Origin of the sequence: Winogradskyella alexanderae, from assembly GCF_020166335.1 — a bacterium.
Taxonomy (GTDB): Bacteria; Bacteroidota; Bacteroidia; order Flavobacteriales; family Flavobacteriaceae; genus Winogradskyella; species Winogradskyella alexanderae.
Window position 1 is genome coordinate 110,662 of sequence record NZ_JAIUJR010000004.1, and the last position, 22,670, is coordinate 133,331.

General features: G+C 35.7%; 17 protein-coding genes and 1 tRNA gene. 6 read left to right on the top strand and 12 right to left on the bottom strand.

Annotated elements, in window-relative coordinates:
- The first annotated feature begins 13 nt into the window (after positions 1-13).
- A tRNA-Phe gene (locus LBU54_RS07830) sits at positions 14-86 on the top strand.
- Between the two features lie 39 nt (positions 87-125).
- On the opposite strand, the gene LBU54_RS07835 is transcribed toward LBU54_RS07830, so the two are convergent.
- Positions 126-1,865, bottom strand: a complete 1,740-nt coding sequence (locus tag LBU54_RS07835) for an alpha-amylase family glycosyl hydrolase (protein ID WP_224528060.1) — start codon at positions 1,863-1,865, stop codon at positions 126-128.
- A 197-nt stretch (positions 1,866-2,062) separates the two neighbouring features.
- On the opposite strand from LBU54_RS07835, the gene LBU54_RS07840 reads away from it, so the two are divergent.
- A complete protein-coding gene (locus LBU54_RS07840) occupies positions 2,063-3,712 on the top strand; it encodes a solute:sodium symporter family transporter (RefSeq protein ID WP_224528062.1) in 1,650 nt (549 codons plus the stop codon).
- An 18-nt stretch (positions 3,713-3,730) separates the two neighbouring features.
- Positions 3,731-5,392 (top strand): alpha-glucosidase, encoded by a 1,662-nt coding sequence (locus LBU54_RS07845; protein ID WP_224528064.1) that lies wholly within the window; start codon positions 3,731-3,733, stop codon positions 5,390-5,392.
- Here LBU54_RS07845 and LBU54_RS07850 read toward each other — a convergent pair whose 3' ends face one another.
- The 5 genes from LBU54_RS07850 to LBU54_RS07870 are packed head-to-tail and all read right to left on the bottom strand — an operon-like array spanning position 5,393 to position 10,554.
- On the bottom strand, positions 5,393-6,139 hold the full coding sequence (locus tag LBU54_RS07850; RefSeq protein WP_224528066.1) for a 3-keto-disaccharide hydrolase: 747 nt from the start codon (positions 6,137-6,139) through the stop codon (positions 5,393-5,395).
- 10 nt (positions 6,140-6,149) lie between these two features.
- Complete coding sequence (locus LBU54_RS07855; protein ID WP_224528068.1) at positions 6,150-7,202, bottom strand: sugar phosphate isomerase/epimerase family protein; 1,053 nt, start codon at positions 7,200-7,202, stop codon at positions 6,150-6,152.
- 12 nt (positions 7,203-7,214) lie between these two features.
- Positions 7,215-8,351, bottom strand: a complete 1,137-nt coding sequence (locus LBU54_RS07860; RefSeq protein ID WP_224528070.1) for a Gfo/Idh/MocA family protein — start codon at positions 8,349-8,351, stop codon at positions 7,215-7,217.
- Positions 8,352-8,356: 5 nt separating this feature from the next.
- Positions 8,357-9,589 carry a nucleoside permease gene (locus tag LBU54_RS07865; protein ID WP_224528071.1) on the bottom strand — a complete coding sequence of 411 codons (1,233 nt, stop codon included), beginning with the start codon at positions 9,587-9,589 and terminating at the stop codon, positions 8,357-8,359.
- Positions 9,590-9,597: 8 nt separating this feature from the next.
- Positions 9,598-10,554 carry a sugar phosphate isomerase/epimerase family protein gene (locus LBU54_RS07870; RefSeq protein WP_224528072.1) on the bottom strand — a complete coding sequence of 319 codons (957 nt, stop codon included), beginning with the start codon at positions 10,552-10,554 and terminating at the stop codon, positions 9,598-9,600.
- A 210-nt stretch (positions 10,555-10,764) separates the two neighbouring features.
- Here LBU54_RS07870 and LBU54_RS07875 point away from each other — a divergent pair, with 210 nt between their 5' ends.
- The 3 genes from LBU54_RS07875 to LBU54_RS07885 are packed head-to-tail and all read left to right on the top strand — an operon-like array spanning position 10,765 to position 13,934.
- Positions 10,765-12,462: a GMC oxidoreductase gene (locus LBU54_RS07875; RefSeq protein WP_224528073.1), complete on the top strand. Its 1,698-nt coding sequence runs from the start codon at positions 10,765-10,767 to the stop codon at positions 12,460-12,462.
- Between the two features lie 10 nt (positions 12,463-12,472).
- Positions 12,473-13,111: a gluconate 2-dehydrogenase subunit 3 family protein gene (locus tag LBU54_RS07880; RefSeq protein WP_224528074.1), complete on the top strand. Its 639-nt coding sequence runs from the start codon at positions 12,473-12,475 to the stop codon at positions 13,109-13,111.
- A gap of 13 nt (positions 13,112-13,124) precedes the next feature.
- Positions 13,125-13,934 carry a 3-keto-disaccharide hydrolase gene (locus tag LBU54_RS07885; protein WP_224528075.1) on the top strand — a complete coding sequence of 270 codons (810 nt, stop codon included), beginning with the start codon at positions 13,125-13,127 and terminating at the stop codon, positions 13,932-13,934.
- A 1-nt stretch (position 13,935) separates the two neighbouring features.
- On the opposite strand, the gene glpK is transcribed toward LBU54_RS07885, so the two are convergent.
- From glpK to LBU54_RS07915, 6 genes are read right to left on the bottom strand one after another with little or no spacing between them, the layout of a single operon-like run.
- Positions 13,936-15,423 (bottom strand): glycerol kinase GlpK, encoded by a 1,488-nt coding sequence (glpK, locus tag LBU54_RS07890; RefSeq protein WP_224528076.1) that lies wholly within the window; start codon positions 15,421-15,423, stop codon positions 13,936-13,938.
- Between the two features lie 8 nt (positions 15,424-15,431).
- A complete protein-coding gene (locus LBU54_RS07895; protein WP_224528077.1) occupies positions 15,432-17,006 on the bottom strand; it encodes a glycerol-3-phosphate dehydrogenase/oxidase in 1,575 nt (524 codons plus the stop codon).
- A gap of 19 nt (positions 17,007-17,025) precedes the next feature.
- Positions 17,026-18,399, bottom strand: a complete 1,374-nt coding sequence (locus LBU54_RS07900) for an MGH1-like glycoside hydrolase domain-containing protein (protein WP_224528078.1) — start codon at positions 18,397-18,399, stop codon at positions 17,026-17,028.
- A gap of 19 nt (positions 18,400-18,418) precedes the next feature.
- The gene (locus LBU54_RS07905) at positions 18,419-19,579 is read right to left on the bottom strand and encodes an MFS transporter (protein ID WP_224528080.1); all 1,161 of its coding nucleotides are present in this window, start codon (positions 19,577-19,579) and stop codon (positions 18,419-18,421) included.
- Between the two features lie 18 nt (positions 19,580-19,597).
- Positions 19,598-21,448 carry an alpha,alpha-trehalase gene (locus LBU54_RS07910; protein ID WP_224528082.1) on the bottom strand — a complete coding sequence of 617 codons (1,851 nt, stop codon included), beginning with the start codon at positions 21,446-21,448 and terminating at the stop codon, positions 19,598-19,600.
- The gene (locus tag LBU54_RS07915; protein ID WP_224528083.1) at positions 21,435-22,667 is read right to left on the bottom strand and encodes an MFS transporter; all 1,233 of its coding nucleotides are present in this window, start codon (positions 22,665-22,667) and stop codon (positions 21,435-21,437) included. The genes LBU54_RS07910 and LBU54_RS07915 overlap by 14 nt, the downstream gene beginning before the upstream one ends.
- Positions 22,668-22,670: the final 3 nt, after the last annotated feature.

A 22,670-nucleotide genomic window follows, 5' to 3' on the forward strand; every position in this document is an offset into this window, starting at 1 on the left:
TGTTTAAGCAATTGGTGCCTTAGCTCAGTTGGTAGAGCAAAGGACTGAAAATCCTTGTGTCCCTGGTTCGATTCCTGGAGGCACCACCTTCAAAAACCCGATTCAACTGAATCGGGTTTTTTGGTTTAAGAGTCAATTTGCTTTGTACCTTTTGGATGCGAATATCTCACACTGAAGTTTCGTGAATTTAAATCTAATTCCAATTTTGCAAATTCCTTTTGATTTTTCCACTTAAAGGATAAATTAGCCTCATCTTTGATATAGACACTAAGCTTTCCATGAAATGCAGTATGTGTATTTCTAAGCCTAATTAACTCAAGTTGTTTTAGAACAGATGTCTTTTTTAGTCCTTTATGTATTTCATCTAAAGAAAGGGTTGTTCGGTTTATCTCTTTATGACCACCTTTTCCTGCTCTCTCGACGGCTTCGTAATCATTCTTACCTTCAAAAATATCCAAGTACCAAATCTGCGGAATACCTGGCATAAATAACTGTATGGCTCTAGCAAGTAACATTTTCTTAGTATCTTCCCCCAAGGCACTAAAAAATGTTGCATTTACCTGATAGTATGAAATTTTCTTACCGTCCGCACCGTATAAGTTCTTTACTTTTCCTCCTCTCTCAATAATCAAATTCATTAAAGATTCTATTGCTTTATCTTCTAAAAGACCTTCTGAATAGATACCATTAACTTGTTTTCCCTTTAAATCCAGTACAGGGATTCCATCATGGCAACCAAGCATATTAACAACCTTATAATCGTTTTCAAGGATTTCAGTTACCCAATTAATCAATGCTGTATTAGACTTGGTTTCAATAGTATGGATCAGAAGTCCTGGTAAGAAAAAATCATAAATCTGATAGCCTCTACGTGCAACGTCCTTATGCAAATTCGATCCATACTCAGCATGAATTTCCGGTAACAAGGCCAACTGATTCTTATCTGCAATTTCCTTTATGCGGCTTAAATAGTCCCAAGTACCCGGTTCATTAAAAAAATTAGACTCACCTACCGCTTTATGTAAATAGGCAAACGCATCTAACCTAAGAATACTGCAACCATAAGCTTTAAGTTGTGCTAATGTTTTCTCGTAAAAATCCCATACCAAAGGCGATTTAGCATTAATATCCATTTGTCCGAGATAACTTCTGTTCTTTTTAAGTATTTTAGAAATTTCGACGTTGTAAGGCACCAATTCACCAAAATCTAAAGCTTGAATGTCCTCAATGGAATCTAATTGATTATTAATGCGTTTACACAAGTCCTCTGCTGTAGATGCTGTTATACCCTCAATGGTTAAAAGGTCTTGAATAGTAATTGGATTATATGTAACTTTCTGGTAAAAAGTATTCCAGTAAGGTTGTTCTGAACCATCCGGAAAAACAACATTTAAAATTGGTAGACCAGACTTACGCATAAACAGCTTATCCAAATAGGCTTTTTTAGGTAGGACAATTCCATTCTTGTCAAGTTCACCATGGTCTTGCCAAAAAGTATTCCAATTAATAAAAAAGTCCTTGTATTTTGAATTTTCGCCATATTTAAGCAAATCTTTAAACTGTGGAGAAGCTACAGAGAGATGATTCAACACAATATCAAACTTCAGTTTAATACCTAACTTATCTAGTGCATCCAAATCCTCATCATCAACCAACTCTTTATTAGTATTATAGTCAATTATTGAAAAACCGCGGTCTAAATCGCTATTAAAGAAGGTTGGAAGTACATAAAATAAAGAAAATGCTTCTTTGAATTCTGGCAATTTCAACATAACGATAATGTCTTTCAATTTACCTCCAATACTATCAGGATAGGCATTTATCATAACGCCGTTTAACTGATCACTATTAGAATTGTTTTCCATGCTTATTCATTTTCTTATGTTATTGAACTCTAAATTTACAATTACCGTTGTTCACTTCTCATAAAAGCAACATAAAACACAACTATTTTTAACGAAAAGCATTTCGTCAGCAAATTCAGCAATGCAAATTAAAAAGCCCTATCCTTTAATTCGATTTTTCATATATTGTTAATCAATACTAACTAACTAATATATACATGCTATCCATTATCTCCTTTATAGGTTTCACAGCCCTTGTAGCCGTTATTTCATGGTATTCAACACGCAAAACTGACGAGTCTTCCGCAGATGGCTTTTATCTTGCAGGTAGAAGTTTGGGTGCCTTGACCATTGCAGGTTCCTTATTACTTACCAACCTGTCGGCAGAACAAATTGTTGGACTAAATGGCTCTGCCTTCAAAGAAGGTTTAATGGTGATGGCTTGGGAAACTTTGGCAGCAATTGCCATAATTTGCGGTGCTATTTTTCTACTTCCTAAGTACTTAGGTTCCGGCATTACAACCATACCTGAATTTATTGAAACAAGATTTGATAAACAGACAAAGGCCTTATTGTCTTTACTATTTCTCATAGCCTATGCTATAGTTCTTTTGCCAACCATACTATATTCAGGATCACTTGCCTTTAGTACTATGTTTGACTTACCTGAAATGTTAGGCATCTCTCAAAACGGTGTTATTTGGATTTGTGTTTGGAGCATTGGTATTATAGGCGTCATCTATGCTATTTTTGGAGGTCTTAAGGCAGTTGCTGTTTCAGATTTAATTAATGCAATAGGTCTTTTAATTGGTGGACTTTTAATTCCTGTTTTTGGATTATTATTGATTGGTGATGGAAGTATTGGTGAGGGTTTAAGCACATTATTTAAGACAAATCCAGACAAATTCAATATGCGTGGTGCCGTAGATTCATCTATTCCATTTGGTACGTTGTTTACAGGTATGATGTTAGCGCAGATTTATTATTGGGGAACCAATCAGTCCATATTGCAGCGCGTGTTTGCAGCCAAGAGCTTGAAAGAAGGTCAAAAGGGAATGCTACTTGCGGCTTTTGTGAAATTCATAATTCCTGTTGTTGTAGTATTACCAGGAATCATCGCTTGGCATGTATTTGAAGGGAATTTAGATAATGCGGATCAAGCCTATCCTGCCCTGGTTAAAAAAGTATTACCTACAGCATTTATAGGATTTTTTGCTGCTGTGCTATTTGGTGCCGTTTTAAGTTCATTCAATAGCCTATTGAACAGTAGTGCCACATTGTTTGGATTTGATCTGTACAAACAGTATTTCAAAAAAGATGCTACTGAAAAAGAAACCGTAAAAGCAGGAAAGAAATTTGGACTTATTGTAGCTACTATTTCTATGTTAATTGCACCATTTATTGCAAATGCTCCAGATGGCTTATTTAGTTACATTCAGCAATCATTAGGAAGTTTAAGTGTACCTATTCTTGCGGTGGTTTTAGTGGGTGTTTATACTAAAAAGGTGCCAGCCATTGGTGCCAAACTAGTACTCTCGGTTGGTGTAGTGCTCTACCTAATAAGCTTAATTTTCTTGGAACCTCAATTTAGAGGTGCGGCAGAAGCACAAGCCATGGCGAGTGGAATTACAGATTTGAGTGAATTGAGCATTATTAAAGCAGAAGCCTATCCGCATTACCTGCATGTAATGGGTATATTATTTGTAGTCAATATATTATTTATGCTTCTACTTGGTAAAATCAAACCTATGAAGGCTGAATACACTCCAAAGCAGACTGAAATTATTGATACAACACCTTGGAAACATGCCATTACAGTGAGTATAATAATCGCAATTCTTGTTATAACAACGTACTTTATATTCTAATCAAACAGCCAACGATTTATGAAAAAGACATGGTGGAAGGAAGGTATTGTATACCAAATTTATCCAAGATCTTTTAATGATACATCAGGTAATGGTATAGGTGATATACCAGGAATTATTGAAAAACTAGATTATATCAAATCACTAGGTGTAGATATTATTTGGCTTTGCCCTGTCTATGAATCTCCTAATGATGATAATGGTTATGACATTTCTGATTATCGTTCGATTTCAAAGGAATTTGGTGGTTCTGAAGCGTTCGATGAGCTATTAGAACAAATGCATTTTAGAGGACTCAAGTTGGTTATGGATCTAGTGTTGAATCATAGTTCTGATGAGCATTATTGGTTTCAGGAATCACTAAAATCAAAAGACAACCCTTACAGAGATTATTATTTCTGGAGACCAGCCAAAAATGGTAATGTACCTAACAATTGGGTTTCTTTCTTTAGTGGTTCCGCCTGGTTGAAAGATGATATTACTGATGAATATTTTCTCCATCTTTTCACAAAAAAACAACCTGATCTTAATTGGGAAAACCCAAAGGTCAGAGAAGAAATACATGATATTGTAGACTTTTGGTGCAAGAAAGGTGTCGATGGATTCAGAATGGATGTGATATCTCTTATTTCCAAAAAACTCGATTTTCCCGATACAGCATATCCAGAAGATTACGGTAAGACCATAAAGAATTACTATGCAAACGGTCCAAGAATACATGAGTATTTGCAAGAACTCAACAGAAAAGTTTTATCAAAATATGATATCATGACTGTTGGTGAAGGTCCAGGCATTGACCTGAGCAATGGTTTAGATTATGTGGACGAAGACAGGGAAGAGCTTAATATGATATTCCATTTTGATCATATGTTTATTGATAATGGTGTAGGTGGCAAATATGATCCTATAGATGTACCGCTTTCAAAATTCAAAAAGGTTTTTAGTGATTGGGATGAAAAATTGAAAAATAAAGGATGGGGAAGTATATTCCTTGGGAATCATGATTTTTCCAGGATGGTCTCAAGGTTTGGTAATGACAATAAACTTTATCATTCTACCTCTGCTAAGTTACTGGCCATGTTATTATTGACCATGAGAGGTACAACTTATATTTATCAAGGTGATGAAATAGGCATGACAAATGTGGCTTACCCATCAATCGACGATTATAATGACGTTGAGACTTTGGGCAGCTGGAATCAAGCCCTCAAGCGAGGTGATGATATGGATGAATACTTAAAGCTTGTTCATAGACAAAGCCGAGATAATGCCAGGACACCAATGCAATGGAACACTAAAAAAAATGCCGGATTTTCAGATATTCAGCCTTGGTTAAAGGTAAATCCAAATTATGTAGATATAAATGTTGAAAGTCAAGAACAAGATGAAAACTCTATTCTAAACTTTTACAGAAAAATGGTTACCTATAGAAAAGCCAACAAAGTATTGGTCTATGGTGATTATGAATGCGTAGATGAAGCTGATGAAAATTTATATGTATACAGACGTTGGAACTCCGAGCAATCTTATGTTATACTCCTAAACTTCAGTGATAGTTATCAGGCTATTGCGTATGAGGATTTAAATCTAGAATCAACAGAACTGGCAATTTCAAACTATCTAGAATCTCACAGTACTAGTCAACTAAGACCTTGGGAAGCACAATTAAGGAAATACTAGTTACAGTTCCTTAATCTTAATATTCTTAAACCAGACTTTATCGCTATGATCTTGAAGGCCTATGTGACCTGTTTTGTACTTTCCAAATCCTTCCCAATCTTTAAACTTAGAATTGGCTACCATTTTGTCCCAACCCTCACCATGCAAAGGAAATTCCATTACCTGCGTACCATTCATTGATACTTTGGCAAGATTTGCATTTTGATTAACTTCAATAACACAAAGGTTCCATTCTCCAGCAGGATTGATGTGCTCATCCGGACATCCAATCATATCGTACAAAGAACCAGCTTTATGTGTCCCATTTGCCACAAAAGAATCTGGATGTCTTTCATTATCCAAAACTTGAATTTCTGGACCAGTCATATAGGCTTCCTTGAATTTTTCATCCTCATGAACACCCCAAAAAATACCACTGTTACCGCCTTCAGATACCTTCCATTCTAGTGATAAGATAAAATTGGTAAAGGTCTTTTTAGTAATGATATTTTTACCACCTTCTGGACCAGGTGTAAAAGCCATAGCTCCATCTTCAACAGTCCATTCTGGATACATATCTTCGGACAGATATCCTCTCCATTTTTCCAATGATTTTCCATCAAATAATGAAATCCATTCTTCTTTTACTTCTGAGCTCATAGTTTCCGTAATTTCATTTTCTTCGGTTTCAACTTCTATTTCCTTCGCAGTCTCTTTACAGCTCATAACCAATATCAGAATGAAGCTAAGGGCATATAGTTTATTCATTTTATAAAATTTAAATTCCAAGTATATCTCTCAAATTTTGTTTTTCGGTATCTGAACCGGCAAAGTCATCAAATCGTTTCTGCGTAGCTTCAATGATATGGTTATTTATAAATGCAACACCTTCCCTCGCACCTTGTTCTGGACTTTTAATAACACATTCCCATTCTAAGACAGCCCAAACATTACAACCATATTCTGTCAATTTAGAAAATACCGATTTAAAATCTATTTGGCCATCTCCTGGTGAGCGATATCTACCAGCACGGTTCTTCCAATCGTTGTAACCACCAAAAGTACCTTTCTTGCCTGTAGGATTAAATTCCGAATCCTTTACATGAAATGCCTTAATGAATTCATGATAATGGTCAATATATTCTATGTAATCCAACTGTTGCAAAACAAAATGTGAAGGGTCATATAATATACTCACGCTTTCATGATTACCAGTAGCCTCTAGGAAACGCTCGAAGGTGTCACCATCGTGTATATCTTCAACAGGATGAACCTCATAACAAGCTGCAACGCCATTATCTTTAAAAACATCTAAAATAGGCAGCCATCTGTTTGCTAATTCTTCAAATCCAAGATCTATTAAACCAGCGGGTTGTTGTGGCCATGGATGCATAACTGGCCAAAGTAACGATCCTGAAAATGTTGCGTGCGATGTCAAACCAAGTTTATTGCTTACAACTGCAGCCTTTTTCATTTGATCTGTAGCCCATGCGGTTCGTTCTTTGTATTTGCCTTTTAAATGCTTAGGGGCAAAAACATCGAACATAATGTCATGTGCTGGATGCACAGCCACTAATTGTCCTTGGATATGCGTACTTAATTCTGTTATTTCTAGACCATAGCTATTTATTCTACCTTTAAATTCGTCACAGTACGTATCGCTTTCTGAAGCGATATCCAAGTCTATAATATGCTTATCTAAGGTTGGTATTTGAATTCCTTTGTAGCCTAAATTACTAGCCCATTCACATAAGCCATCGAGTGTATTAAATGGTGGCTTTTCATCCATAAATTGTGCTAAAAATATTGCAGGTCCTTTTATTGTTTTCATGTCTTGAATCCTTTAATCAATCGTTACCCAAACATTACCTTTTTTGTGAGACTCTACAGCTTTTTCTATGAAATTCATTCCTCGCAATCCATCAATTATTGTTGGAAATTCGGCATGATCATAACCTTCATTTCTAATTGCTCTTGCCACACCTTTATAAATATTTCCCATAGAATCAAAAATCCCCTCTGGATGTCCAGGTGGCAATTTTGTCCCATCTAAAGACAATTCACTATTATATGGATGACCAGGTTTTAGTACGCGCATTGCGTGACCATCTTCCAATAGATAAAGATAGTTGGGATTTTCTTGTTCCCACTTTAACCCTGCTTTATCACCATAAATTTGAACCGTGAAATTATTCTCCTCTCCTGTAGCAATTTGACTAGCCCTAATGACACCTTTTACATCGTTTTCACATCTAATTAAGACTGTTCCATCAATATCCATTTGATTGTCTTCGTACAAATAATTTAGATCAGCCAAAATTGAATTTACACGTAGTCCAGACATATATTCAACCATATCAAAAGCATGTGTCCCTATGTCTCCAATACAACAACTTATTCCAGATTTTTCAGGATCTAAACGCCAAGTTGTTTTACGTTTCTCTTTATCGTGAATTATTGGATTTATCCAACCTTGATAATACTGTGCATCTATTTTTTGAATTGTACCAATTTCTCCATTTGCAATCATATGTCGCATTTGACGCACCATTGGATAACCAGTATAGGTATAAGTAACAGCGAATACCGTATTTGCCAATTTCAGTGTTTCATGAAGAATCTTAGCTTCTTCATAAGTCGTGGTCATTGGTTTTTCACAAATGACATTAAATCCGTTTTCAAGGAGCTTTTTTGCCATAGGAAAATGAAGAAAATTCGGAGTGAGAATTGAGACAACTTCCATGCGTTTATCTTTTGGAAGTTTTAGTTCTTCTTCAATGAGCGTATCTAAGTTTTTGTATACTTGATTTGTTGGAATACCAATCTTCTGAGCAAAATTTTTACTTTCATCAACTTCAATGTTAAAAACACCACCAACCAATTCATATCGATCATACATTGCAGAGGCCACCCTATGCAAAACACCTATTAGAGAATCTCCTCCTCCACCTAAAATTCCAAGTCTTATTTTACCACTCATGTATTTTATGAATCTTTATATTCTACTTTTTCATTTTTAAATAAAAGCGCAAAAAGCACTAGAACAACCGCAGCAAAAACAGAAGGAAATACCCAAATATCTTTCCAGCTGTGTACACCTTCACTTATTAGATTCTTATCTACAATTTGACCAGCCACCCAAAAACCTATTAACATACCAATACCATAAGTTGCAAGAGTAATTAATCCTTGCGCTGCACTTTTTACTTTTTCACCTGCCTTAGAATCTGTATAAATCTGACCAGAAACAAAGAAGAAATCATAACAAATACCATGAAGAGCGATGCCTAGAATAATCATAAAAAATAGCTCTCCTGTATTACCATATGCAAACAGTAAATATCTTATAGTCCAAGCTAACATTCCAAATAAAATGGTCTTTTTAAATCCATATTTCTTGAAAAAGAATGGTAGAAGTAGCATAAATAATACTTCAGACATTTGTCCTAAAGAGGCCCAAGCCGTTGAATTCTCAACTTGTGACTCTGTTAAAAATGGACTTATATTTTGATAATAGAACGCCAATGGAATACAGATTAAAACAGATGATAAAAAGAACACTAGAAAGTTTCTATCCTTAAGCAGGTTAAGTGCATCAAGACCTAATATATCTGCTAACTTAACCTCATCATCCTTACTTCTACTTGGTGGTGTTTTTGGCAGTGTAAAGCTAAATATACCAAGTATAGCAGAAGCAATAGCCACCATTAAAAAGGTATTGGATAGCATGCCTTTACCAATGTTTTCCATGGAATCCCATTTAAACACAAAACTTATTACTAATCCTGCAACTATCCATCCTACTGTTCCCCAAACTCTAACAAATGGGAATTGTTTTGCGGGATCATCCATTTGATTAAAAGAAACTGAATTTACCAAAGCTAAAGTTGGCATGTAAGCAATCATGTAACCTAATACATAAGGATAGAACACACCAAATTCTGTTGTTTGAGACATTAAATACATCAGAACTGCTCCAATCAGGTGCAATAAACCAAGTATTTTTTCTGCATTAAAAAATCGATCGGCAATAAGACCAATAATGAATGGTGCTATTATTGCACCCCAAGATTGTGTTGAATATGCCATTGCCGTTTCAGCACCAGATGCACTTAAATTGTTTCCCAGAAATGATCCCATTGTCACAAACCATCCTCCCCAAATAAAAAACTCGAGAAACATCATAAAGGATAATTTGGCTGCTATAGTTGACTTCATGTATAAAATTAGTTAGCATGTTTTTTAAGCAAAGCAAGGGTAGATTTGATACCTTCGCGCTCGTTAAGTGTTTCGTGCTCATATTCGATACTGATATAGCCATCGTAATTTGATTCTTTTACGATTTTCATGAAACGTTCAAAATCTAATGTAGTCTCGTTTCCATTTTCATCAAACGCATAAGCCTTTGCACTAACGGCTTGTGCTTTCTTCATTAATTGTGTAAATCCCTCATATTTATCTGGATATTCCTCAGCGCAATCACTCCATTTTTCATTAGTAACACGCTTTATACACCAATTACCAAAATCAGCGAGAGTCCCACAATTTGGCATATTCACCTTTTCTATTATTGGCATTAATAGCCTTGGGTCCGAAGAATACCAACCATGATTTTCTGCTAATACACTAATATTTTTTGTTGCTGCATATTCTGACAAACGTTTTAATCCATCATAGGTTGTTTCTGTCCATTCATCTGGGTCATAAGAACCAAAAGTGTTTACCCGTATGGCATGACAACCTAAATAAGCAGCCGCGTCAACATACTTTTTATGCATTTCAATGGCAGCATCTCTTTTATCTTCATCACTATCGGATAGATCTCCTGCGTGATCTACCATAATAAGTACATTAGTTATATCATGCTTCTCGCTTTCTTCCTTCCAACGTTCAACAACGGCATCTAGGCCCATACTATCAATTTGTGGTTCGTATAGTTGATTAACCCATTCCACGGCGTCAAAACCTAACTCTTTGGCAGTTTTTGGAAAATCAAAAGGATCTAATTTTCCTGTCTCAATTTCTCTATGCAATGACCATTGAGCAAGTGAATACAAATATTCCTTACCTTTATTTGTTTCTTCCTGTTTATCTTTTGTCATTTCCGTATCTTTTTTTTGATCTTGACAACCCATTAATAAAGTTAATACTAAGGTCATTACGAAAAAGTGAATTCGTCTCATGAATTTTAAAAAAATTGAATTGTTTAATGTTAGTTAGTACTTAATAATTCTTAAGGACCATAAACTTAATTTGAATTTTGAGAAAATCCTATTTATGTCAGATTTTTTCATCGTTTTTGCTAAAAAAATTACTAATATTATAAGATAATTATAATTATACATCAGTTGTCCTAAAAATGCAGCAACTGTCCAATACTAACTAACTATAATATGATAAAAGAAACCGAATACGACGCAATTGTCGTAGGTACAGGTATTTCAGGCGGTTGGGCCGCAAAAGAATTATGTGAAAAAGGCCTCAAGACACTTGTTCTAGAACGAGGCCGTATGGTAAAACATAGAGAAGATTATCCTACTGCCAATTTAGACCCATGGGACCTTCCAAATGCAGATAGACCTACTCAAGAAGATATTAAACGACAAGAAAAACAACATAGAACAGGTTATACAACTCGACAAGCACACAAACATTTTTTTGTTGATGATATTGACCATCCTTATAATGAAGACAAGCGTTTTGATTGGATGAGAGGTTATCATGTAGGAGGACGATCTTTAATGTGGGGACGCCAAAGCTATCGCCTTAGCGATATTGATTTCACTGCAAATCTAAGGGATGGTTATGGTGTAGACTGGCCGATTCGTTATAAAGATTTAGAACCTTGGTATGATTATGTTGAAGAATATATAGGAGTTAGTGGTGAAAATTTAGGACTTAAACAACTACCCGATGGAAAGTTCTTAAAACCAATGGAGCTTAATTGCGTAGAAACACATCTTAAAGAAAGTATTGCAAACAATTTTGATGACAGAGTTTTAACTATTGGTCGCACAGCACATATAACGGAAGGTACAAAGCCAGGCGCAGGAAGAATGAACTGCCAGTATAGGAATAGATGTATGAGAGGTTGCCCTTTCGGAGCTTACTTTAGCAGTAATTCGTCCACCTTGCCAGCAGCCGAGGCAACTGGCAATATGACCCTGAGACCATTTTCTATCGTGCATGAAGTTATTTATGACGACCAAACAAAGAAAGCAACTGGCGTAAAGGTAATTGATGCTGAAACGAATGAAACATTAGAATTTAAAGCAAAAGTCATCTTCTTGTGTGCATCGGCAATTGCATCAACCTACATTTTAATGAATTCAAAATCTAATCGCTTTCCAAATGGACTTGGCAATGATTCTGGTGAATTAGGACACAATCTTATGGACCATCACTTTAAGGCTGGAGCTACTGGAAAGTTTGATGGTTTTAAGGATAAATACTATTCAGGTAGACGACCAAATGGAGTATATATCCCAAGATTTAGAAATTTAGGGGGTACAACAGACTCAAAAGAATTTATACGCGGTTATGGTTACCAAGGTGGTGCCAGTCGTGAGGATTGGTCTGACAGTGTGCGGGAGCTGAGTTATGGTAAGGCGCTTAAAGAAGCTATTCTGAAACCAGGAGGTTGGACTATGGGCCTTACTGGATTTGGTGAAACCCTTCCATATCACGAAAACAGAATGTATTTAGATTATGACAAGAAAGACAAATGGGGACTACCAACCGTAACTTTTGATGCAGAGTTTAAGGAAAATGAACTGAAAATGCGTGAAGACATGATTGCCCAAGCAATGTCTATGCTAGAGAAAGCAGGATTTAAAGATATTGAACCTATGGACTCCATTGGTGCGCCTGGTTTAGGCATTCACGAAATGGGTACTGCAAGAATGGGTAGAGATCCTAAAACCTCAGTATTAAATAAATTCAATCAAGTGCATAGCGTAAAAAATGTATATGTTACCGATGGAGCAGCAATGACTTCTGCTGGATGCCAGAACCCTTCATTAACATACATGGCTTTGACAGCTAGAGCAGCAGAGCACGCAGTTAACGAATTAAAAAAAGGCAATCTATAAACTAATACTTATGAAAAGAAGAGAAGCTATAAAAGGATTAGGATTATCTTTCGGAGCTCTACTTGTCGGGCCAGGTGCATTAAGTTTATTACAAAGTTGTGCTCAAGAAACAGGCCCAATTTGGGAACCAACCTTTTTCGCAAAGAACCAAGTACAATTCCTAAATAAAGTAACCGACATAATATTGCCAAAAACTCCAGATTCACCGGGAGCTACAGAGGTTAATGTTCCACAGTTTATTGATAAGTTTATAAAACAAGTTTATGAAGGAGAGGAACAGCAGATTATGTCTCAAGGTATAAATTATTTAACTAGCATATTGTTGAATAAGAATGACATTGAAGATTTGGATTCCTTAGACCCTAAAGATATAGAACCAATATTAGCTAAAGTTCTCAAAAAGTCTAAAGAAGAAGATGAAGAAATCTGGAAAGCTTACAACGAGGCTATGGAAAATGAATCGCAAATTGATGATGATATGGCAAACTATATTGCCTTAAGTAATATTAGAAGCCTCTCAATATTTGCCTATAAAAATTCGGAATTTGTTGGTGAAGAAATATTGGCATACACGCCTGTTCCAGGTAAGCAAGAAGGTTGCATTGATCTTAGTGAAACAGGCGGTAAAGCCTACTCATTGTCATGGTAAAAATAGTATAAATATGAAAGAGATCTTTAAATTGCTAAAATCTTGTTTTTTGTTTAGTTTATTTTTAATGGTGTCTTGTAATACAGATTCTAATAAAGAAGGACTGCCAGATGAAGAAAATTGGATTAACCTGTTAGAAAAAAACAATTTAGATGATTGGACTGTTAAAGTAAAAGGTTATCCCGCTGGTGAAAATTATAATAATACATTTAAACTTGAAAATGGTGTTTTAAAGGTTGATTATTCTGGATATAATGATGAGTTTAATAATAGATTTGGTCATATATATTACAAAGAACCATTTTCCAACTATAAACTACGGTTGGATTACAGATTTATAGGTAATCAAGTTGCAGACGCTGCCTCTTGGGCCTTTAAAAATAGTGGCGTTATGATTCACTGCGAAAATCCAAATCAAATAAGTCTAAATCAAAATTTCCCAGTTTCCATTGAAGTACAATTGTTAGGTGGTGATGGCACAAATGACAGGCCTACGGCAAACCTTTGCACTCCAGGCACACATGTTGAAATTGATAACGAATTAGTAACTAATCATTGTATAAACTCAAATTCCCTGACATATCATGATGAACAATGGGTAAAACTGGAAATTGAGGTTTACAGTGATTCTTTAGTTAAACACTTTATTAATGGTGAAAAAGTCATGGAATATACAAATCTTATTTACGGTGGTGAATTCGCTTCAGACGCATCAGTTCCTTTGGAAGGAGAACCCGTAAAATCTGGATATATTTCACTTCAAAGCGAAAGTCATCCAATAGAATTCAAGAACATTGAACTGTTAGAACTAGAGGATTTTTAAATTAATCCTCTAACCAATTCTTACTTCTTTTTACTGCTTTATGCCATTGCTTTATCAATTTTAGTTGACCCTCTTTATTGGTGTTGGGTTCAAAAATTGCATCCTTTTCCCAATGTTTTTTGAGTTCCTTTTTGTTTTTAAACATTCCAACTGCTAATCCAGCAAGATATGCCGCACCTAAAGCTGTTGTTTCCAAATTTGTTGGCCTTATAACATCACATTCAAATATATCGGACTGTATTTGCAATAATAAATTATTAGCTGAGGCACCTCCATCTACGCGAAGTTCTTTGATTTTCATATTAGAATCGTTTTCCATGGCTTTCACAATATCATAAACTTGCAGTGCTATTCCTTCCAAGGTTGCTCTCGCAATATGTCCTTTTTTTGTGCCTCTTGAAATTCCCATAATACTGCCTCTTGCATAAGGATCCCAGTAAGGTGCTCCCAATCCAGTAAAAGCAGGTACCACGATAACATTGTCACTATTTGGTACAGAACTAGCTAAGGCTTCAATTTCTTTAGCATGATCAATTAAATTTATTCCATCTCTTAGCCATTGCACAGCAGCTCCTCCTACAAAAACACTACCTTCGAGTGCATAATAGGTCTTTCCATTTATTTGCCAAGCAATAGTTGTGAGTAATTGATTTTGTGACAAAACAGGTTTTTTACCGGTATTCATTAGCAAAAAGCAACCTGTACCGTAAGTATTCTTTGCCATTCCCTTTTTTGTACAAAGCTGACCAAATAAAGCAGCTTGTTGATCACCTGCTATTCCAGCTATTGGAATTTCTGCGCCGAACAGTCTTGTATATCCATATATTTCAGAGGAGGATTTTACTTCTGGTAAAATATCTTTTGGTATATCGAATAACTCAAGAAGTTTTCTATCCCATTTAAGGGTACGGATATTAAACAACATTGTTCTTGAAGCATTGCTTACATCTGTAACAAAAACGTCACCATCAGTTAGCTTATAAATCAACCAGGTATCAACTGTTCCAAAACATAACTTACCCTCCTTCGCTAATTCCATAGCACCTTCGACATTTTTCAATAGCCATCGCAATTTTGTTGCAGAGAAATAGGCATCAATAATCAAACCTGTTTTTTCTTGAATCATCTCCTCATGACCTTTTGCTTTTAATTCGTCACAATAAGAAGCCGTTCTGCGGTCTTGCCATACAATAGCATTATGGATTGGTTCGCCTGTATCACGATTCCAAACAATGGTAGTTTCTCTTTGATTGGTGATACCTATACCTGCAACATCTTCAACGTCAATATTTTTTGAAAGCACAGATTCAATGGTCTTTAATTGTGATTCCCAAATGGCTTTAGGATTGTGTTCTACCCAACCATTTTTAGGAAAGATTTGTTCAAAATCCTGTTGTGATGTTTCAATAGGTTTGCCTTCAGAATTATAGGCTATGGTTCTACTTGAAGTGGTTCCTTGATCTAGTGCTAAAATGACTTTTTTTGACATATACTCTTTTAAATTAAATAACCAGAAGCTAGAGTTTTAAATTCTTGTATTTGATTTTGTTTCCAATTATTAGATTTATTTAGTTCTTTGGTTATAATATCTGCTACTTTTTCTGTTATGTCAAGACATGCTTGTGCGTCTAAAAAGAGAAGTCTTATTCGCCGCGCTAAAATATCTTCAATCGTGCGAGCCATTTCAAATCTAATAGCCCAAATCACCTGACCAACAGTGAATTCGTAATCTTGATGTAGTAACTCTTGTAGGCTTGTATCAGCTTCAATAAATTCCTCTAAGGATTTAGCATCGCTTCCATAAAACCAATTGACACTATTTAGATTAGCTTTCTCCTCAGAAGAAACATTACCATGTATAGATAAGGTCCTAGTTTTTGATTTAACCTTTGGTAATCGATGAGTGTCAATAGCTTCATTTACAACATCCTCGCTCATTTCTCTATATGTTGTCCATTTACCGCCAACAATTGTAATTAACCCACTCTCTGAATGAATGATCTTATGACCCCGTGAAATTTCCTTTGTATTGCTTTTATCACCTTCTGGTGCAACTAAGGGTCTAAGTCCAGCAAATACCGACTTAACGTCTTCTCTATTTGGTGTTTTGGTAAAATATGCTTTTGCTGTTTCTAAAATAAATTCTATTTCTTCTTCTAAAGGTTTAGGTTCATAACTGGGTTTTTTAATTGGTGTATCTGTTGTACCAACAACTACCTTGTTATGCCAAGGTATTGCAAATAAAACACGGCCATCGCTGGTTTTAGGTACCATGAGAGCAGTATCTCCCTCCAGAAAAGACTTATCCAAAACTAAATGTATCCCTTGACTAGGAACAATTTTCAAGCTTCTCTTTTTGCGACCAGCAAGTTTTAAAATTTTATTGGCAAAAACTCCCGTAGCATTTATAACGACCCTAGCATTTACCAACATCTCCTCATTATTTTCCGTATCTAATACCGAAACACCGCTGACTTGACCATTGTCATCCTTCGAAATATCATCAACCTTACAATGGTTTAAGACCACAGCACCAAGCTCCGTAGCTGTCTGAGCTAAGTTTAGTGCTAACCTCGCATCGTCAAACTGACCATCTAAATAGGTAACACCTCCGTTTAATCCTTCAGATTTCAGGTTTTTTATTCTTTTACTGGCCTTACTTGCTGAAATAATTCTAGAGCCACCAAGTGAAAGCTTGGCTGCTAACCAATCATAAATGGTTAATCCAAAACCATAGTAATATTTGAACCACCAATTATAACTTGGAATTAAAAATGTTTGACGCTTAAAGAGATGGTTAGCATTCTTCTCGAGTAATCCGCGTTCGCGCAACGCTTCTATAACTAGTTTTATATTTCCTTGAGCCAAATAACGCACACCACCATGCACAAGTTTTGTACTTCTGCTAGACGTTCCCTTACCAAAATCGTGAGACTCAAACAGAGCCACTGTAAAACCTCTAGAAACAGCATCTACTGCAATCCCTAAACCACTTGCTCCACCGCCAATTACAACTAAATCAAATTGCTCTGTTGACTTTAATTTTTCTAATTGATATGTTCTATCAAACATCGATATGTCTTATGTTTTTTTAACTTGACTTAATATATTCATTATACATTGCAATTGGATATAATGCTGTCCAACCACAAAAATCTTTTTTTGCAGGCATTCCGTATGAGACTAAGTCTGGTGCATAATTTTCCCAAAATGTCCCTGTTGCTTCAAATACTGTAGCAACGTTGTCATAGGTTTTCTTTGCAATGGATCTCGCCAATTCATCTTCTCCATAGGCTGTTAATCCACGTAATACCATATAGCTTGTTGGAGCCCAAACACCTCCTAACCAATAATCGCCCCATCCTAAATAATCTGGATCTGCCGCAGATAAGGCAGGCAATGGCATTTTACGATTGAACTCGTCTTCATTATTTAAATATCCTAAAAAACGTTTCAACCTATCTTCTGGCACAACTTTACCGAGAAGTGTCCAATACATACCGATGTGTCTACGAACAATTTGTTTATCGAATCCTAGGTCATAGTAAAAACCATCATTTTCGCTCCAGCACTTATCATTAATTGCCTTTGCAACTTTGGCATGAAACGATTTGTACATTTCAATATCTTCATCTTTACCAATGGCATCCGCCATATCTTTAAGTTGAATACTATACATCGCCATCTGAGCGGAGAAGTCAACCAATCTTCCTTGTTTATTCCACATTCCTTGCTTGGTATTAACATACTCTGCAATAAAGGTGTTTAACTTAGTTTCATCAGATACATTCATTGCACTCAGTTTTTCACCAAGTTCATGATGTGTCATACCATTTCCTTCGGTTGGCTCCCAATCCCTAGGTGAACGTGGTATATTGTCCATTCCCAAACCCAAGGTATCACCATAGAATAAATTATCGTTCATCATATAGGTATCTACATGAAATTGAAAATTCTTTTTTAGAATAGGATACACTTTTCTAACCCGCTCAATATCATTCGAAACTTTGAATATTTCAGTTTCTGCAAAAGCTAATAATGGTGGATTTATGGACACAGGATGCTCCTTGGACCACAATGGCTCACCTGTTGCGCGATATTCTCTGCATATATAGCCATCGTCCTCCATACGCTCGTAAAAATTATCTAAAGCTTGATAAACCGGAAGTTCATCTAGATGATATTTTGCAAAACAACACATAAAACAGGTATCCCATAAAAATATATTGGGTGAAAAGGCCGCGTCAATAAAAGGCTTTTTGAAAAATGGCTCGTCATCGCCACCTCGTACCTTTTTCTTTGTAATCTCTAGAGCTTTATCATACATCCGTTTAGCCAATTCTTCGCTCACTGCTATCTCATTTTTTGATGATATATTCTCTTCATTACAGCCCATTATAAATGAACTTGTGCTAATGGCACCCGAAGCCAAAGCAATATTCTTTGCAAAATCTCGACGTCTCATTTTAATTACGAATTTAATTTCATTTAGTCCTCAGTTTAAACATGGAAATCAATAAGGCAATAGCTGTTACACTCATTAAAAATACAAAGCTCATTTGAAGTGTGAAATTTTCTGATATATAACCAATAACAATTGGACCCAAAAGGAATCCCAAAAACCCAATTCCCGTCACAAAAGAAATACTTTTAGATGCGGCAACACCTCCTGTTTTTCCTGCCATTCGGATTAATTCAGGGATAATTACAGACAACCCAAGACCTATAATTCCAAATCCAATTAGACTTAAAACAAGTCCTTTTGATAGTACTGCCAAATAACCAATCGCTGCTAACAGACAACCTAAAAAGACAATTTTGGCCGAACCGATTTTAGTACTAATCCCATCACCAAAGAAGCGTCCAATGGTCATCATGATAGAAAATACCGTAAATCCGAATCCAGCATAGTTCTCTGAGGCTACTTCCACAACTTCCAACAAATAAATTGAACTCCAATGTTCTATCGCGCCTTCATTACCCATTGTAACCAAAGCTAAAAAGGCCAGAATAAAAAGAGGCCTAAATACTTTTAAGGGTAATTTATCTTTTTCCTTTTTTTTTTCTTCCGTTTCGCGAATATTGACGTAGAGACCAGACAAAACTAAATTTGTAACTATTACCATTACTGCCATTAGAAGCATATGGTAGAATGGTGCTTCAAAAATGGTCAACAGAACAGTACCGACCAAAGCGCCTATTGCACCACCTAAACTGAAGAAACCATGAGCCGCAGACATTATGTTTACACTATCTGTCTTCTCCATTTCTGAAACAAGCGTATTCATTGCAATATCTGTAAGCCCCGAAAAATTGCCTACTACAAATAAGGCAATGCATAAAACTGTATAAGATGGAGCAATTAATGGTCCTAAAAAGGCAATACAAAATAGACACACACCAACGATAGTACATCTTCCTAGTCCAAATTTGCGTGTAACTAAAGGTACAAGAGGAATAAAAAACATAAGGCCTAAGGCCAAGCAAAAAAGAGCAAAGCCAATTTCAGAATCGGAGAGTCGCAACTTTTCTTTAATCCTAGGAATATAAAGTACCCAAGTACCAATCATAATATTCAATGAACTAAAAACCCAAACCACTGAAAAATAGCGCCAGTTGCTTAAAATAAGTCGTAATGAATACATTTTACGGTTGGTTAAATATTAAAAAAGTTCTTCAGGATCGACTAAACTATTAAGGTGATTTAGATAAGTATTATCAAGTAACGTTAAGCCGTATTGATAGGAAGCATTCATCCAACCGAAACCTTCCTGTGTGATATATTCAAAATCAGTGCCGACATTCCCATACTCAGCAAATACTTTATGAGTGGCGGCAACAACGTCATATTTTTCAGGAATAGTACCATTATAATCAACAGCATTTCTGGTTATCATGTACAACCATCTATAAACCAATTCTTTCAGTTCATTGGTAAAACCATAATTTTTTAAACCTCTCCATATTAGCATTTGGTGTGGTGCCCAACCATTAGGATAATCCCACTGACGTTGCATTGCATTCTCTGGCAAATTTGCGTTCATTGATTTAGAGGTGCCTGCAATACCACCCCTTTCTTTGAGTTGTTGCATTAAAGTTTTAACCATTTTATGTGCCTCTTTTGAATCTACTAATCCAGCCCATAGCGGAAAATAATTTGAAGCACTTTCAAACAAAGTTTGTTCTTGTTTCACGAAGTTGTAATCAAAATATTGACCATGCACTTCATTCCACATTAATTCTTGCATACGTTCAGCTCTTTCATGCATAACTTGGAACCAATATGCACTATGCCAACCATTAAATTCCCCGTCAAAGTAGGTTTCGATTACATGTGCAAAGTCAGATTCATACTTATACAGCAGACTATTTAGTGCAACGGTATTTAAATCTGCACAGACATCATCTAACCTCCAAGAGGTATCATGACCAGATTCTCGCAAGCTTCGGTCGTGTAAAAAATAAGTATCTAACTCTTCATTCTCAATTTCTCCAGATTGGTACTTAGCTAAATATTCATTTATAGTTAAGTCTGCATTTTCTGCATATGGTTTTAGAGTTGCATCATAATGACCTTCCTCGCTTTCTGGTGTCACGCCAATTCCTTCAGCTCTATACCTATTTAGGCCATTTTTAGTGAGGCGCATACCTTTTACCATCCATACCGTTTCATATTCTTTAATGGCCGTTTTAAGATGGCTCGTCAACCAATCTTTATCCTTTGTAATTTCAAAAACCTCGAAAATTAGACTACTATAAAATGGTGGTTGTGTTCGCGTCAAATAATAGCTTCTATTTGCATTTAATATTTTACCATAATGCTCAATCTGATATTGAAAATTATCTGCCATTGCTTTGGCCAAATGAACTTTACCATCACATATTAAACCGACAGCTTCAAAGTAACTGTCCCAACCATACATTTCATTAAATCGCCCTCCGGGTACGACAAATGGAACACCGTTTACTTCACCATTTATCATTTCTAATTTTAAGCTTAATATTCCAGGCTTATCATTTATTGATTTAACGTATTCGGGTGTTATTATCTCGGGCAATCTTACGGTTTTTATTGGAAGGCTAGTTTCTAAATTACTATAATAATCAAAAGCTAACTCATCTGTATACGGCACATAAACTGGTAAAATACTAGCTGTAAGCGACGCGTTTTTTGTGTCTGAAATTAAGGCAACAATTCCAGACTTATCCATTTTTCGTGTGAGTCCATTCCAATAGTAATCTCGAATCATTCTTGAGATTCTTATGGCAGGCAATTCGTCAATATAATCAGGGTTTATATCTGCAATATCTTTTCCTTCCTGCTTTTGAATAACCAATTCCTGAAGTAGATTTGATAATTGGTATGTTCCTTTTATAGACATTGACTCGCCACTATCAGAAACCAACTCGAAGTTTTTAGGTCCTTTATCTTCAATGGTTATTTTTTTATCACCATCTGTGTCTTCTTGGGTTAAAAGCTTTGATAATGTAGATTCGATTTTAACTCTCATCATTACCTTGTTTTTTAATTAGACGCTTAATTATAAGTACCGAAATAACAAGTAAAATAATTGGAATTATCAAAAAATAAAAGGCATTGACTCCTCCAATATGCTCAAATAAAGTACCTACAATTCTTGAGCCTAGTGTACCACCAAGCGCAGAAAAAATTATTATCAATCCTGACATTGGCGAATGCAAACGCTTTGGCAAATGGCTAAGAACAGTAGAATTCAATAAAGGATAAATCGGTGCGATAAAAAGACCAATTAAAGGTAATATAAAACCTAAAAATGGAACATCTGACAAGCCTTGTAGTACGACACTACTTCCCTCAACTTTGAGCTGAGGCAGAACACTTAGTAAAATTATAACAGCAATTATTGAACAGATTATTACTATTTTCTCCCAGGCAATTTTCTTTGAGGCCCAACCAGCAATAAACCTTCCTAGTGCCAATGATATGGCGAGTATTGAAGCCATTTGCACACTCAACTTTTCTGAGAATGAAAATATCTTCTCATTGAATCTTGGCAACCAGGTCATTATTCCCTGTTCTATCATAACGAAGAAGAACGCCGAAAAAATGAAAACCAATACTAATGGCATTATTAACAAACCTGCCGAACTCTTTATATCATCTAAAACATTATTCCCTGAAGTCTCAATTGGAATATTAATCCTTGAAAACAACAATAGAAGAAACGAAAGCCCGATAATTACACAAAGTACTGGATATACCTCTAACCATGCATTTGGATCTGTATCACTGTAAAACGCCGGGAACAAAAAGTATGCACTTGCAATACCAACCATAAAAAATCCTTCAACCGAACTCATTAAGGCTGAATGTTCCTTAGGCGTATCTGTTACGACACCTATAAGACTGTACACAGAAAGTTTTATTAATGCAAAACTAACTCCGACGGTCAGAAATAAAATTTTGGCTGTATCGAAGGTATTACCAAAATACATTCCCAAACATCCAAAGAATACAATTACTAGTGCAACTAACATTGCACGCTTATAGCCAAATCTAGGTAAAAAAGAAGCAACGAGAAATGATACAAACGCAATAGGTAAATCCTTAAATGCTTCTAGCAACGATGCATCTGACTCCACTACACCATAAACATTTATTGACTTAGCAATAACAATACCTACACTGTTTAAGAGGATTGCAAAAACAAAGTAATTGAGATAAATAGATAGTTTTATACTAAAATTTTTCATGGT

Coding starts and splice junctions, on each gene's coding strand:
- LBU54_RS07835 (WP_224528060.1), bottom strand. CDS start 1,865: ATGGAAAACAATTCTAATAGTGATCAGTTAAACGGCGTTATGATAAAT.
- LBU54_RS07840 (WP_224528062.1), top strand. CDS start 2,063: ATGCTATCCATTATCTCCTTTATAGGTTTCACAGCCCTTGTAGCCGTT.
- LBU54_RS07845 (WP_224528064.1), top strand. CDS start 3,731: ATGAAAAAGACATGGTGGAAGGAAGGTATTGTATACCAAATTTATCCA.
- LBU54_RS07850 (WP_224528066.1), bottom strand. CDS start 6,139: ATGAATAAACTATATGCCCTTAGCTTCATTCTGATATTGGTTATGAGC.
- LBU54_RS07855 (WP_224528068.1), bottom strand. CDS start 7,202: ATGAAAACAATAAAAGGACCTGCAATATTTTTAGCACAATTTATGGAT.
- LBU54_RS07860 (WP_224528070.1), bottom strand. CDS start 8,351: ATGAGTGGTAAAATAAGACTTGGAATTTTAGGTGGAGGAGGAGATTCT.
- LBU54_RS07865 (WP_224528071.1), bottom strand. CDS start 9,589: ATGAAGTCAACTATAGCAGCCAAATTATCCTTTATGATGTTTCTCGAG.
- LBU54_RS07870 (WP_224528072.1), bottom strand. CDS start 10,554: ATGAGACGAATTCACTTTTTCGTAATGACCTTAGTATTAACTTTATTA.
- LBU54_RS07875 (WP_224528073.1), top strand. CDS start 10,765: ATGATAAAAGAAACCGAATACGACGCAATTGTCGTAGGTACAGGTATT.
- LBU54_RS07880 (WP_224528074.1), top strand. CDS start 12,473: ATGAAAAGAAGAGAAGCTATAAAAGGATTAGGATTATCTTTCGGAGCT.
- LBU54_RS07885 (WP_224528075.1), top strand. CDS start 13,125: ATGAAAGAGATCTTTAAATTGCTAAAATCTTGTTTTTTGTTTAGTTTA.
- glpK (WP_224528076.1), bottom strand. CDS start 15,423: ATGTCAAAAAAAGTCATTTTAGCACTAGATCAAGGAACCACTTCAAGT.
- LBU54_RS07895 (WP_224528077.1), bottom strand. CDS start 17,006: ATGTTTGATAGAACATATCAATTAGAAAAATTAAAGTCAACAGAGCAA.
- LBU54_RS07900 (WP_224528078.1), bottom strand. CDS start 18,399: ATGAGACGTCGAGATTTTGCAAAGAATATTGCTTTGGCTTCGGGTGCC.
- LBU54_RS07905 (WP_224528080.1), bottom strand. CDS start 19,579: ATGTATTCATTACGACTTATTTTAAGCAACTGGCGCTATTTTTCAGTG.
- LBU54_RS07910 (WP_224528082.1), bottom strand. CDS start 21,448: ATGATGAGAGTTAAAATCGAATCTACATTATCAAAGCTTTTAACCCAA.
- LBU54_RS07915 (WP_224528083.1), bottom strand. CDS start 22,667: ATGAAAAATTTTAGTATAAAACTATCTATTTATCTCAATTACTTTGTT.